This is a genomic window from Polaromonas sp. Polasp52, assembly GCF_059491565.1.
In genome coordinates, this window is record NZ_CP168513.1 from 268,443 (window position 1) to 281,307 (window position 12,865).

Consider the following 12,865-nt stretch of genomic DNA (forward strand, 5'->3'; position numbering starts at 1 on the left):
GCCGGCGGGCCTACAGCCCCCCCCAAGCAAGAACTACATTCAAGGATATCCCATGAGACACGCCTTCCCGGCACTGGCAGCCACCGCGCTGCTGGCCGCCTGCGCCAGCAGCCCCTCCTCCTTCACCTACCAGGTCCCGGCCGACGAAGTCGCGCGCGGCGCCAAGTACATGCAGCCCGAAGGTTCTTCGGGCTTCACGCCCAAGCCGGGCTGGGCCACGAAGAAGTTCGCGGTGGCCGCCGCCAACCCGCTGGCCACCGACGCCGGCTACCAGGTGCTCAAGGCCGGCGGCTCGGCCGTAGACGCGGCGATTGCCGTGCAGATGGTGCTCACGCTGGTGGAACCGCAATCCAGCGGCATAGGCGGCGGCGCCTTCCTGCTGCATGCCAGCGGCGGCAAGGTCGAAGCCTTTGACGGCCGCGAAACCGCGCCCGCGGCGGCCGATGAAAAGCTCTTTATCGGCGCCGACGGCAAGCCCATGGCTTTTTACGACGGCGTGGTCGGCGGCCGCTCGGTCGGCACGCCCGGCACCGTGCGCATGCTGGAGATGGCCCACAAGCAGTACGGCCGGCTTCCCTGGGCCCAGCTGTTCGCGCCGGCCATCCAGCTGGCCGAAGGCGGCTTCAAGGTCAGCCCGCGCCTGAACACCCTGCTTAAAGGCGAGCAGCACCTGAAGAAGGACGCCACGGCCGCCGCCTACTTCTACAAGCCCGACGGCAGCCCGGTGGACGTGGGCCAGACCCTGCGCAATCCGGCCCTGGCCGAGGTGCTGCGCCAGATCGCGGCCAAAGGATCGAGCGCGCTGCTCGAGGGCCAGGTCGCCCAGGCCATCGTCGCCAAGGTGCAGGGCCACGCCACCAACCCCGGCAAGCTGGCCCTCGCCGACCTGGCCGGCTACCAGCCCAAAAAACGCGACCCCATCTGCACCGACTACAACGCCGCCGGCAAGGCCTACCGCCTGTGCGGCATGCCGCCGCCCAGCTCGGGCGCGATCGCCGTCGGGCAGATCCTCGGCATCCTGAACAACACGCCGGCAAGCACCCTGGGCCTGGTCACCGGCAGCGGCGGCGTTCCCGGCACGGTTGCGCCCACGCCTTCGGCCGACTGGCTGCACCTCTATACCGAGGCTTCGCGCCTGGCCTTTGCCGACCGCGGCCAGTACCTGGGCGACCCCGACTTCGTGCAGCCGCCGGGCGGCAGCTGGATGAGCTTGCTGGCCCCCGCCTACCTGAGCGAACGCGCCAAACTGATACAGCCCACGGGCCCCAGCATGAAGACCGCCAAGCCTGGCGTGCCCGGTGCGGTGAAGACGGCTTACGCGCCCATGCCCGAGCAGCCCGAGTACGGCACCTCGCACATCAGCATCATCGACGGCTATGGCAATGCGATCGCCATGACCACGACGATTGAAGACCAGTTCGGCTCGCGCCTGATGACCGACGGCGGCACCGGCAAGGCCGGCGGCTTTTTGCTCAACAACGAGCTCACCGACTTCAGCTTCGCCCCGGCGGACGCCGAAGGCAAGCCCGTGGCCAACCGCGTGCAGCCCGGCAAGCGCCCGCGCTCGTCCATGGCGCCCACGCTGGTGTTCGACAAAAACTCGGGCCAGCTCGTCATGAGCGGCGGCAGCCCGGGCGGTGCGCTCATCATCCACTTCACGGCCAAGACCCTGTACGGCACGCTGAACTGGGGCCTCAATGCCCAGCAGGCCATAGACCTGCCCAACTTCGGCTCGCTCAACGGTCCCAGCATCCTGGAAGAAAAACGTTTCTCGCCGGCCACCGTCGAGGCGCTGCGCAGCCGCGGCGCCGAGGTGCGCGAGCAAACCATGACCAGCGGCCTGCAGGCCATCCAGAAAACGCCTGACGGCTTCTTCGGCGGCGCCGACCCGCGGCGCGAGGGGCTGGTCCTGGGTGACTAAACCGCCCTATACCCCGTGAATTACAAGGCCCTGCCGTCGCAGGGCCTTGTTGTTTCTACAATCCCCAGATGGCTATTCCGCAATCATTCATCCAGGAGCTGCTCACGCGCGCGGATATTGTGGACATCGTGGGCCGCCATGTGCAGCTCAAAAAGGGCGGCGCCAACTTCATGGGCCTGTGCCCTTTCCACGGCGAGAAGTCGCCCTCCTTCAGCGTCAGCCCGACCAAACAGTTCTACCATTGCTTCGGCTGCGGCGTGAGCGGCGACGCGATCAAGTTCATGACCGAATATGGCGGCATGACCTTCATCGAGGCCGTCAAGGACCTGGCCCAGCAATACGGCCTGCAGGTGCCCGAGGACGACGTCTCGCCGCAGGACCGCGCCCGCGCCGCGCAGATGCGCGAGCAGCAGGCCACGCTCACCAGCGTGCTCGAAAAAGCCGGCATCGCCTACATCAAGGCCTTGCGCAACTCCGAGCGCGCCATCGACTACTTCAAGGGCCGCGGCGTCTCGGGCGAAGTCGCCAAGACCTTCGGCCTGGGCTATGCGCCCGAAGGCTGGCGCAGCCTGGCCAGCGTCTTCCCCGACTACAACGACCCGCTGCTGGTCGAAAGCGGCCTGGTCATCACCGGCGAGCCCGGCGAGGAAAACGCCGCCGGCGAGGCCAAGCGCTATGACCGCTTTCGCGACCGGGTCATGTTCCCCATCCGCAACGTCAAGGGCGAATGCATAGGCTTTGGCGGCCGCGTGCTGGGCGACGACAAGCCCAAATACCTCAATTCACCCGAAACCCCGGTCTTCAGCAAGGGGCGCGAGCTCTACGGCCTGTTTGAGGCGCGAACAGCCCTGCGCGAACACGGCTACGCCCTGGTCACCGAAGGTTATATGGACGTGGTGGCGCTGGCCCAGCTGGGCTTTGCCAATGCGGTGGCCACCCTGGGAACCGCCTGCACTGCCGACCATGTGCAAAAGCTGTTCCGCTTCACCGATTCGGTGGTTTTCAGCTTTGACGGCGACAGCGCCGGCCGCCGCGCCGCGCGCAAGGCGCTGGATGCCGCCCTGCCTTTTGCCACCGACGTGCGCACCGTCAAGTTCCTCTTCCTGCCGGCCGAGCACGACCCCGACAGCTACATCCGCGAGCACGGCAAGGAAGGCTTTGCCGCCTACGTCAGCAAGGCCGTGCCGCTGAGCCGCTTCCTGCTCGAAGCGGCCGCCGAGGGCTGCGACCTGGACACCGCCGAGGGCCGCGCCCACATGGCCAGCAATGCCCGTCCGCTGTGGAGCCTGATGCCCGACGGCGCCTTGAAGCGCCAGCTGCTGGCCGAGATCGCCGACAAGGTGCTGATCGACAGCCGCGAACTGCTGCAGCTGTGGCAGCCGGCCTCCAGCGGCTACAAGTCCGGCAACAAGAACAGCGGCGGCCCGCGCGGCCAAGGCAAGGGCCACAGGCAGGACGCCGCACCGGCCCCGGTTCACCATGCGGACATGCCCGACCCCGGTGGCTACCCGCCGGACTACCCCGAAGAGCGCGACTACAGCGCGTCCGAGCCTTCCACTTATTACCCGCCCTCGTCAGCACCAGGACGCAGCTTTGGCGAGCGCAGCAGCGGTGCCCGGGCGCCGCGCCGCGTGGCCGGGCGCATACTGCCGGCCAGCCGCGAAGACCGGGTGCTCAGGCTGCTGCTGACCGAGGCCCAGACCTGGGACAGGCTCAGCACCGAAGAACACCATTTGCTGGTCGAGCTGCCCGAACCCCATGGCCCCCTGTTTGTCTGGCTGGAGAGCCAGTTGCATGAACACGGCCCCCAGCCCTGGGCGGCCCTGCGCGAGGGGCTGCGCGGCCATGCCTATGAAAGGCATGCCACCGCCCAGATCGCGCAGATTCCCGAAGGCATAGAAAGCGACTGGACCGAGGTTCGCAGCATCCTGGACCAGCTGCTGCGCCTGCGCCGCCAGCAGGAGATGAGCGAGCTGGCCGCCCGCGCCGCCACCGACCCGGACGCCCGCCAGCGTTACCTGGAACTGCTTGCCAGCCTCAAAACCCCGGCCGATACGGCCCGCTAGGCCGGCCCGGGACCTGAAAAATAGCTGTTTTGGCGGGTAAAAAACCGCCCAAAAAACAGGCAACAGGGTATAATCCGATTTTCGACGGCAAGCGCGACAGCAGCACCTCCGGCCCGGCCACCCCGCAACTTCGGGGAACTCACAGATGAGACGGCCACTTCCCCCAGGGAATACCGCAAGGACTGCACACCAAATGTTCGCCCAAACAGCTTGCCCGGAAAAATAAACCGAAACGCGCCCTGGCGCTGCCGGCCTGTTTTTCCGTCCTCTTGTTCCTGACTCTGAATCCTTGCCACCGTGCCTGTGCTTTGCGCAGGCGCCAAGGCGCATTTTTGTTTACTGGTAGCCGATAGATATTTAGAACAATTTTTCCGACAACTGGAGGTCCCATGCCTACTGCCAAGCCGAAGAAGCCGAGCACGTCCAAGAAGCCGCAAAGCGCGCAGCCTAAAGCCACCGCCAAGCCCAAAGCCAAGACAGCGCCCAAAGCCGCTGCCCGGCCCGCAGGCAAGCCTCCAGTCAAAGCAGCCGCAAAGCCTGCCGCCAAGAGCGGCAAGGTTGAAAAGCCCGGAAAAACCACCATATCTGTCAAACCCAGCAAACCCAATGCCCCGGTGAGCAAAGCCCCCCTGAAAACCGCGAAATCCGCGATTTCCGATTTGCCCCTGAAGAAAGCTCCTGCCGTGCCGACCAAGTCCAGCCCTGAATCCAAGCCTCTCGCCGCACCCGCCGATGTGCCCGTGAAAAAGAAACCCGGCCGCCCGCCCAAGAACCCGGCGGCCGACGGCAGCGCGCCTGCCGCCACCACCGGTGCCAAGCGCGGCCGCAAGCCCAAGAGCGCCACCGCCGCGCCCAAGGACGGCGAAGACCTGGACCTCTCCGACATTGAGGACGACCTGGTCGGTGAACCCGTGGCGGAAACGACCGAGAAGGTCAAACCGCTGCGCATGAAGATCAGCAAGGCGAAGGAACGCGCCCTGATGAAGGAATTCGGCCTGGACGAAACCGTCCTCTCCGAAGAAGACATGCTCAAGCGGCGCCTGCGCCTGAAGACCCTGATCAAGCTCGGCAAGACGCGCGGCTACCTCACGCACGGCGAAATCTCCGACCACCTTCCCGACAAGCTGGTCGACGCTGAAACGCTGGAAGTCGTGGTCAACATGCTCAACGACATGGGCGTGGCCGTGTACGAGCAGGCCCCCGACGCCGAAACCCTGCTGCTGAACAACACCGGCCCCACGGTCGCAACCGAAGAGGAAGCCGAGGAAGAAGCCGAAGCGGCGCTGTCCACCGTCGACAGCGAATTCGGCCGCACCACCGACCCGGTCCGCATGTACATGCGTGAAATGGGCACGGTCGAGCTGCTCACGCGCGAAGGCGAAATCGAGATCGCCAAGCGCATCGAAGGCGGCCTCATGAAGATGATGGAAGCCATCTCGGAAAGCCCGGCCACCATCGCTGAAATCATGCGCCTGGGCGAGGAAATCCGCGAAGGCAAGATCGTCATCTCCACCGTGGTCGACGGCTTCTCCAACCCCAACGAGGCCGACGACTATGTGGCCGAGGAAGACTTCGACGAATTCGACGAGGAAGACGACGACGACGGCAAGGGCGGCTCCAAAGCCCTGACCAAAAAACTCGAGGAACTCAAGAAAGAAGCGCTCAGCCGCTTCGACAAAATCGCCGCCCTGTTCGAGAAGGTCCACAAGACCTACGACAAGGAAGGCTACGGCACGCCCACCTATGTGAAGGCGCAAAAAGCCCTGAGCGACGAGCTGATGACCGTGCGCTTCACCGCCAAGACCATCGAAAAGCTCTGCGACATGCTGCGCGGCCAGGTGCTGGACGTGCGCAAGAAGGAGCGCGAGCTGCGCCGCATCATCGTCGAGAAGTGCGGCATGCCCCAGGAAGTCTTCATCAAGGACTTCCCGCCCAATCTGCTGAACCTCAAATGGGTTGAAAAACAGGTCGCCGCCGGCAAGCCCTGGTCGGTGGTGATGGCCCGCAACGTGCCACCCATCCAGGAACTGCAAACCAAGCTGGCCGAACTGCAGGCCCGCGTGGTGGTGCCGCTGGCCCAGCTCAAGGACATCAACAAGCGCATGAACGAAGGCGAGTCCAACTCGCGCGACGCCAAGAAAGAGATGATCGAGGCCAACCTGCGACTGGTGATCTCGATCGCGAAGAAGTACACCAACCGCGGCCTGCAGTTCCTCGATTTGATCCAGGAAGGCAATATCGGCCTGATGAAGGCCGTCGACAAGTTCGAATACCGCCGCGGCTACAAGTTCTCGACCTACGCCACCTGGTGGATTCGCCAGGCGATCACTCGCTCCATCGCCGACCAGGCGCGGACCATCCGCATCCCGGTGCACATGATCGAGACCATCAACAAGATGAACCGCCTGTCGCGCCAGCACTTGCAGGAATTCGGCTTCGAGCCGGACGCCAGCATCCTGGCCGCCAAGATGGAGATCCCGGAAGACAAGATCCGCAAGATCATGAAGATCGCCAAGGAGCCCATCTCCATGGAAACGCCGATCGGCGACGACGACGATTCGCACCTGGGCGACTTCATCGAGGACAGCGCCAACACGGCGCCGCTGGAAGCCGCGATGCAGGCCGGCCTGCGCGATGTGGTGAAAGACATCCTCGACAGCCTGACGCCGCGCGAAGCCAAGGTGCTGCGCATGCGCTTCGGTATCGAAATGTCCACCGACCACACGCTCGAAGAAGTCGGCAAGCAGTTCGACGTGACGCGCGAGCGCATCCGCCAGATCGAAGCCAAGGCGCTGCGCAAGCTCAAGCACCCTTCGCGTTCGGACAAGCTGCGCAGCTTTATCGACACGCTGTAAGCGGCATCCGCCCCCCCCCGAAAGCCCGGCCCCGCCGGGCTTTTTTACGCCTGGGCGAAACTCAAGGCGCCGTCAGCCCCACTTTGCGCACAAAGGCGTCCAGCGGCACCAACCACATCTTGCCGCCGTAGGTCAGCAGCGAATGCCCGTCGTGCCCGGCCAGCGGCCCGGTCTGGATGAACTGCGTGTCGCTGCCGCCCGCCTTGAAGGCCTCATGCCACTCGCGGGGTGCTTCGGCCCCCCAGTACTGGTCGTTCTCGGCATACAGCCACAGGCTGGGCACCTTGACCAGCTTGCCGAATTCACCATAAGTCTTGCGCAGGTTTTCGGGTGCGCAGCTTTTGGTGGGCGAGTCCGCAGGGTTACCGCCCGATCCGCCCGCGAAATTGACGGCGCCTATCACGCCCGGCAGGTTGAGCGCGGCGACCGACACCGTGGTCATGCCCCCCACCGACTGGCCTTCCAGCAACAGCCTGTCCTTGCGCACCCAGGGTTGCTGCAGCGCCCACTGGTGCATCGCCACCACCGTCTTGCCGGCCTGGCTGGCCAGGCGCGCAAAGTCGGGATCACCGCTGCAGACCTTGCCGCTCCAGCGGGCCCCGGAGTCTTCGCGGTCCAGCCCGCCGGTGTCGCCGTAACCAGGCCTCACCGGGGCCACCACGGCCACGCCCTTGAGCAGCCAGTAATTCGCATGCCCCACCAGCACCGGGTATTCCAGCCTGGCTCTGTCGACACGCGAAGGGGCCCGCCCATGGGAAAAAATCACCAGCGGAAACGGGCCTTCGCCCTCGGGCTTGTAGACGTGGGTGACAACTTCCACTTGCTTGTTGTCGATGAGCAGCGGCAGCTTGACGATCTTCGGCGGCACACGCTCGGGCGGCTGTTGCGCCCAGGCAGGCCCGGCGGCGAGCTGCGCCGCCCACACCAAGCCAATCACCCATCCCTGTTTCAACCAGTGCATGCCCGGCTCCTTGTTGTTGCCGGAACATTCTGACACGCGGGACGTGTTTATGCCGTACTGAAGCGGTACAGGGTGCGGCCGTGGCGCGCCTGCCCCGGCAGGTGCAGGGCCGAAGGAAAGGCCGCGATATTGGGCGCATTCGGGTAGCCCTGCGGTTCAAAGCACAGGCTTTGCTGCTGCACGTAGCGCCTGCCGCCCTTGCCCGGGCCGCCGGCCAGGGGCTCGCCGGCCAGCATGCCGGTGTAGAACTGCATGGTGGGCTCGCTCGACCAGACTTCCATCACGCGGCCGCTGGCAGGCGCGCTCACGCGCGCGCAGAGCGCCAGTTCACCAGCCGTGGCCGCATCGCGGTCTATCGCAAAGCAGTCGTCGTAGCCGGCGACCCCGCCCTCGGCTGGCGATTTGCCCACGCGTGTATCGAGCGCCGCGGGCTGGCGCAGGTCAAACGGCGTGCCTTCCACCGGCAGCAACTTGCCCGTGGCGATCAGTTCGGGCGTCATCTCGAAATAGCGGCTCGCGCAAATCGTGACTTCATGCCCCAGCGGGCTGGCGCTGCGCGTGCTGTTCACGCCCTCGAGGTTAAAAAAAGCATGGGTGGTGAAGTTGGCCACGGTGGACACATCCAGCGCCACGGCCTCGTAATCGAGCGCCAGCTCGTTGGCCTCGGTTACGCGGTACAGCAGGCACAAGGCCAGCGCCCCGGGAAAGCCCTCCTCGCCGTCGGCAAACACATAACGCATTTCCACGCTGGAGGCATCATGTTGCACCGCATCGAAAACCTGGAAGCGCGAACCCCGCAGCCCGCCATGCAGGCAGTGCGGGCCGTTGTTGGCCGCCAGCTGGTGCTCTATGCCACCCAGCATGAAGCGCGCGTTTTCTATGCGCCCCGCATAGCGCCCGACAAAGGCGCCCACGGAGGGCGCGCCGCCCACCACACCTTCAATGCTGTCGTAACCCAGCACCACGTCGTCCCACTGGCCTTCGCGGTCCGGCACCAGCAGCTGCTCTATCTTGGCGCCGTAGTTGGTCACGCAGACCGCCATGCCGCGCTGGTTGCGCAGGGTGAACAGCCTGACGGGCTTGCCGTCGATCTCGCGCGCGAAACGCGCGGGATCGAGCAAAAGGCTAGGGTCCGGGCCGCTCACTTGGCAATAATCGTCAGCAGTTCTTCGCGTGTGGTCGGGTCGGCCATGTACTTGCCGTACAACGGCCCCATGCGCCTGACCATGGGCGAGACGTCCTTGACCTTGACGAACTGCGAGCCCTGCTTGGTCGTGGCCTCCAGGGCAGCGGCGACGCGCTTGTTCCACAGCTCGCGCATCAGGATCGCGGATTTGGCGCCGGCCTCGGCGAAGGCGGCCTTGTCTTCCTTGCTGAGCTTATCCCAGAGTTTGGTGGACACCACCAGCGCCTCGGGCGAGATCACGTGGTTGGTCACATAGACGTTTTTGGCCACCTTGTAATGCCCCGTGGACTCATAGGAAGGCAGGTTGTTCTCGGCGCAATCGACCTTGCCCTGCTCCAGCGCGCCTAGCACGTCCTTGAAGGGCAAGGCCACCGGCTTGGCTTCCATGAGCTTGACCATCTCGATGTAGACCTCGGACTGCTGCACGCGGATGTTCATGCCGGCCAGGTCGCGCAGGTTGTTGACGGGCTTGACGCAGTAAAACGAACGGCCGCCGCCGTCGTACCAGCCCAGCACCACAAAACCGGCGGCTTTCAGGTTGGCGGAAAACCGCTCGCCCAGCTTGCCGTCCAGGTGGCGGAACATATGGGCCGAATCGGTGAACAGGAAAGGCAGGTTCAGCACCTTGATGCCCGGCACCGCGTCCGACAAGGGACCCGAGCTGAACTCGGCCACGTCGATCTCGCCGCTCTTGAGCATCTGCACCGCCTTGGGCTGGTCGCCGAGCGTGCCGCCGTTAAAAAGCTCAATGTTGTAGCGTCCACCGGTGCTTTTGGCGACCTGCTCCACGAAACTCTTCATGGCTTCGGAAACCGGGTAGCCCTCGGGGTGGATGTTCCAGGCCCTCAGCTTGGCCTGGGCCATCGCGGCGCTCGCGCACAGCGCGAAAGAGAGGCATAAAAGCCCCTTGAAAGATCTACGCATTTTTTGTCTCCTGGATGTAAGGCTCTACGGCTACCTCTGGCGGGCAGTCTCGTGTTTTTTGGTGGTCAATCCCTGAGGGGATGTTCGCACGGATGACTCGCCCTCATCAGAAGATATAGAGCGATATCACCACTAATTCACGCAAGCCGTTTTCAATCGAGCTTGATGTTGCCTTCCGTCACGACCTTGGCCCAGCGGCTGCGCTCCTGGTTGAAGAAGCCGTCCTGCTGCGCCGGCGTCATGGTCACGACTTCCGCGCCCTGCCCCGCGAGCTTGGCGCGTATGTCGGGGCTGCGGATGATCTTGATGAGTTCGGTGTTCAGGCGGTTGATGATGGCCGGCGGCGTGCCGTTGGCCACCAGCAGGCCTTGCCAGGTGCCGGATTCGAAGTTGGCCAGGCCTTGCTCCGCAAGCGTCGGCACATTGCCGATCAGCGGCATGCGCGTGCTCTTGGAAACGCCCAGAACCTTGAGCTTGCCGCTTTGCACATGCGGCAAGGTGGCCAGCATGCCGTTCATCAGAATCTGCGTTTGCCCCGCGATGGTGTCGCTGACGGCCTGGGAGCCGCCCTTGTAGGGGATGTACTGCCACTTGGCCTTGCTGGCCCGCTCGACCGCCACGCCGGCCAGGTGCGGCGCGCTGCCCATGGCTGTCACCGCGAAGTTCAGCTCGGTCTTGTGCGACAAGGCCACGAGTTCCTTGAGGTTGCTCGCGGGCACCGAGGGATGGACCACCAGCAAGTGCGGCGAATAAGCGAGCATGGTGACGCCGCGCAAGTCCTTGGACGGGTCGAACCCCAGCTTGGGATAGACCGAGGGGCTGATGGCCAGCGCGCCGGTGTCGCACAGCAGCAGCGTGTAGCCGTCGGGCGCGGACTTGGCCACGATGTCTGCGCCCAGGTTGCCGTTGGCGCCGGCCTTGTTGTCCACGATGACCGACTGCTTGAGCGCCTCGGCGAGCGGCTGCGATATGGCGCGCGCGATGATGTCCGAAGAGCCGCCCGGCGGATAAGGCACCACCAGGCGTATCGGTTTGGACGGCCATCCGGCCTGGGCATTTGCGGCGCCGCTTGCGGCACCCACGCCCATAGCCAATGAAGCCGCGATAAGTTCTCGTCGATTGATCGTCATGTCTGTCTCCTGAATGTTCTCAAAAACGGGGTTAGCCCTCCGCCGCGCCGGGAGCCTCTTTCGGGCTCCTCGAACGCGCCTGTTTGCTTTATGCCGATTTCGCGACTTCGTGATTGCCCAGCAATTCCAGCGCACGCACCAGGGCGGAATGGTCCAGGTCCTGCATGCCGTTGGCGGCGCAGGCCTGCATCAGCTGGGCGGCGCCCGCCGTTTGCGGCAAGGCCAAACCCAGGGTGCGCGCGCCGCTGAGCGCGAGGTTCAGGTCCTTCTGGTGCAGGCCGATGCGAAAACCCGGCGCGAAAGTGCGCTTGATCATGCGCTCGCCATGCACTTCCAGGATGCGCGAGGAGGCAAAGCCGCCCATCAGCGCCTGGCGCACCTTGGCCGGGTCGGCGCCGGCCTTGCTGGCGAACAGCAGGGCTTCGCCCACGGCCGCGATGTTCAGCGCCACGATGATCTGGTTGGCCACCTTGCAGGTCTGGCCGTCGCCGTTGCCGCCCACCAGCGTGATGTTCTTGCCCATCAGCTCAAACAGCGGCTTGACGAGATCGAAGGCCGCCTGCGGGCCGCCCACCATGATGGTGAGGCTGGCCGCCTTGGCGCCGACTTCACCGCCCGACACCGGGGCGTCCAGGTAGTCGCAGCCCAGGGCGTTGATCTTTTTGGCGAACTCCTTGGTGTCCATGGGCGAGATGGAGCTCATGTCCACCACCGTCTTGCCCTTGGTCAGCGCGCCGGCCACGCCGCCTTCGCCGAACAGCACCTTGGCCACGTCGGGCGTGTCGGGCAGCATCAGGAAGATGATGTCCGCCTGCTTGACGACGTCGGTGATGGAATCGCAGGCCTTGCCCTTGCCGGTCAACAGTTCCGCGGGCACCTTGCCCAGCGTGTTCATGAAAACCTCATGCCCTGCCGCGATCAAGTGCGCCGCCATGGGGCTGCCCATGATGCCCAGGCCGATAAATCCAAGCTTGCTCATTCAAATACTCCAGTCAAAAATTCAGTCAGAAAAATACTTCGCCCATCAGGCGCGGTAACGGTCGTGCAGGGCTTGCGTGGCGGAGCGGAACACGCCCAGGTCGCTGCCCACGGCCACAAAGGTGGCACCCATCTCCATGTAGCGCCGCGCATCGGCTTCCACCGGCGCGAGGATGCCTGTGGGCTTGCCGCAGGCTTTGGCATCGGCGAACACGCCGGCGATGGCTTTCTGCACATCGGCATGGCCCGCGTTGCCCAGGTGGCCCAGGCCGGCGGCCAGGTCCGAGGGGCCGACAAAAATGCAGTCCACACCCTCTGTTTCGGCAATCGCGCGCGCGGCCGCGACACCGGCGCTGCTTTCAATCTGAACCGCCACGCAGATCTGGTCGTTGATGCCTTTGAAATAGTCAGGCACGGTCCCGTAGCGGTTGCTGCGCTGCGAGACCGACACGCCGCGCACGCCCTGCGGCGGGTAGCGCGTGGCAGCCACCGCGCGCCGCGCTTCGTCGGCGCTTTCGACAAAGGGCACCAGGAAGTTGTAGAAGCCGGCATCGAGCAGGCGCTTGATCTCGACCTCGTTGTTGCTGGTGGGGCGCACAAAGGGCGCGCTCGGGCTGTCCTTGAGCGCCATCAGCTGGGGAATGAAGGTGCCCACGTCGTTGGGCGAATGTTCTCCGTCCAGCAAAATCCAGTCGAAGCCGGCCACGCCCAGCACCTCGGTGGTGATGGCGTTGGCCAGCGAGGACCAGCAGCCTATCAGTTTTTTGCCGGCCAGCAGGTCTCGCTTGAAGCTGTTGGGAAAGGATTGGTAGGGAGTTGCTTGTGTCATGGTGGTTTGCTTCTA

Annotated in this window: 10 protein-coding genes; 3 read left to right on the forward strand and 7 right to left on the reverse strand. The window is 64.8% G+C overall.

Features of this window, described 5'->3' with window-relative positions; genetic code table 11:
- The first annotated feature begins 52 nt into the window (after window positions 1-52).
- Window positions 53-1,921, forward strand: a complete 1,869-nt coding sequence (gene ggt, locus ACEN9P_RS01345) for a gamma-glutamyltransferase (RefSeq protein ID WP_495620869.1) — start codon at window positions 53-55, stop codon at window positions 1,919-1,921.
- Between the two features lie 68 nt (window positions 1,922-1,989).
- Complete coding sequence (gene dnaG, locus ACEN9P_RS01350) at window positions 1,990-3,987, forward strand: DNA primase (protein WP_495620870.1); 1,998 nt, start codon at window positions 1,990-1,992, stop codon at window positions 3,985-3,987.
- Window positions 3,988-4,126: 139 nt separating this feature from the next.
- Here the strand turns inward: dnaG and ACEN9P_RS01355 are convergent, their stop codons facing one another.
- Complete coding sequence (locus tag ACEN9P_RS01355) at window positions 4,127-4,699, reverse strand: hypothetical protein (protein WP_495620871.1); 573 nt, start codon at window positions 4,697-4,699, stop codon at window positions 4,127-4,129.
- Here ACEN9P_RS01355 and rpoD point away from each other — a divergent pair.
- Complete coding sequence (rpoD, locus tag ACEN9P_RS01360; RefSeq protein ID WP_477663971.1) at window positions 4,671-6,842, forward strand: RNA polymerase sigma factor RpoD; 2,172 nt, start codon at window positions 4,671-4,673, stop codon at window positions 6,840-6,842. The genes ACEN9P_RS01355 and rpoD overlap by 29 nt on opposite strands.
- Window positions 6,843-6,903: 61 nt before the next feature.
- Here the strand turns inward: rpoD and ACEN9P_RS01365 are convergent, their stop codons facing one another.
- The 6 genes from ACEN9P_RS01365 to garL form a co-directional block, all read right to left on the reverse strand.
- Window positions 6,904-7,803, reverse strand: coding sequence for a dienelactone hydrolase family protein (locus ACEN9P_RS01365; RefSeq protein ID WP_495620872.1), 900 nt, complete (start codon window positions 7,801-7,803; stop codon window positions 6,904-6,906).
- A 47-nt stretch (window positions 7,804-7,850) separates the two neighbouring features.
- Complete coding sequence (locus ACEN9P_RS01370; RefSeq protein ID WP_495620873.1) at window positions 7,851-8,924, reverse strand: aldose epimerase family protein; 1,074 nt, start codon at window positions 8,922-8,924, stop codon at window positions 7,851-7,853.
- A gap of 20 nt (window positions 8,925-8,944) precedes the next feature.
- Complete coding sequence (locus tag ACEN9P_RS01375) at window positions 8,945-9,913, reverse strand: TRAP transporter substrate-binding protein (protein WP_477663974.1); 969 nt, start codon at window positions 9,911-9,913, stop codon at window positions 8,945-8,947.
- Window positions 9,914-10,065: 152 nt separating this feature from the next.
- Entirely contained in the window at window positions 10,066-11,043 is a 978-nt protein-coding gene (locus ACEN9P_RS01380) for a Bug family tripartite tricarboxylate transporter substrate binding protein (RefSeq protein WP_477663975.1), read from the reverse strand.
- A gap of 88 nt (window positions 11,044-11,131) precedes the next feature.
- Window positions 11,132-12,022 (reverse strand): 2-hydroxy-3-oxopropionate reductase, encoded by an 891-nt coding sequence (glxR, locus tag ACEN9P_RS01385; RefSeq protein WP_477663976.1) that lies wholly within the window; start codon window positions 12,020-12,022, stop codon window positions 11,132-11,134.
- 45 nt (window positions 12,023-12,067) lie between these two features.
- Window positions 12,068-12,850: a 2-dehydro-3-deoxyglucarate aldolase gene (gene garL, locus ACEN9P_RS01390; RefSeq protein WP_495620874.1), complete on the reverse strand. Its 783-nt coding sequence runs from the start codon at window positions 12,848-12,850 to the stop codon at window positions 12,068-12,070.
- Between the last annotated feature and the right edge of the window lie 15 nt (window positions 12,851-12,865).

Excerpts from the sequence above, each read along its gene's own strand:
- ACEN9P_RS01365 (WP_495620872.1), bottom strand. The coding sequence starts at position 7,803 with ATGCACTGGTTGAAACAGGGATGGGTGATTGGCTTGGTGTGGGCGGCG.
- garL (WP_495620874.1), bottom strand. The coding sequence starts at position 12,850 with ATGACACAAGCAACTCCCTACCAATCCTTTCCCAACAGCTTCAAGCGA.
- ACEN9P_RS01380 (WP_477663975.1), bottom strand. The coding sequence starts at position 11,043 with ATGACGATCAATCGACGAGAACTTATCGCGGCTTCATTGGCTATGGGC.
- ACEN9P_RS01375 (WP_477663974.1), bottom strand. The coding sequence starts at position 9,913 with ATGCGTAGATCTTTCAAGGGGCTTTTATGCCTCTCTTTCGCGCTGTGC.
- ggt (WP_495620869.1), top strand. The coding sequence starts at position 53 with ATGAGACACGCCTTCCCGGCACTGGCAGCCACCGCGCTGCTGGCCGCC.
- glxR (WP_477663976.1), bottom strand. The coding sequence starts at position 12,022 with ATGAGCAAGCTTGGATTTATCGGCCTGGGCATCATGGGCAGCCCCATG.
- dnaG (WP_495620870.1), top strand. The coding sequence starts at position 1,990 with ATGGCTATTCCGCAATCATTCATCCAGGAGCTGCTCACGCGCGCGGAT.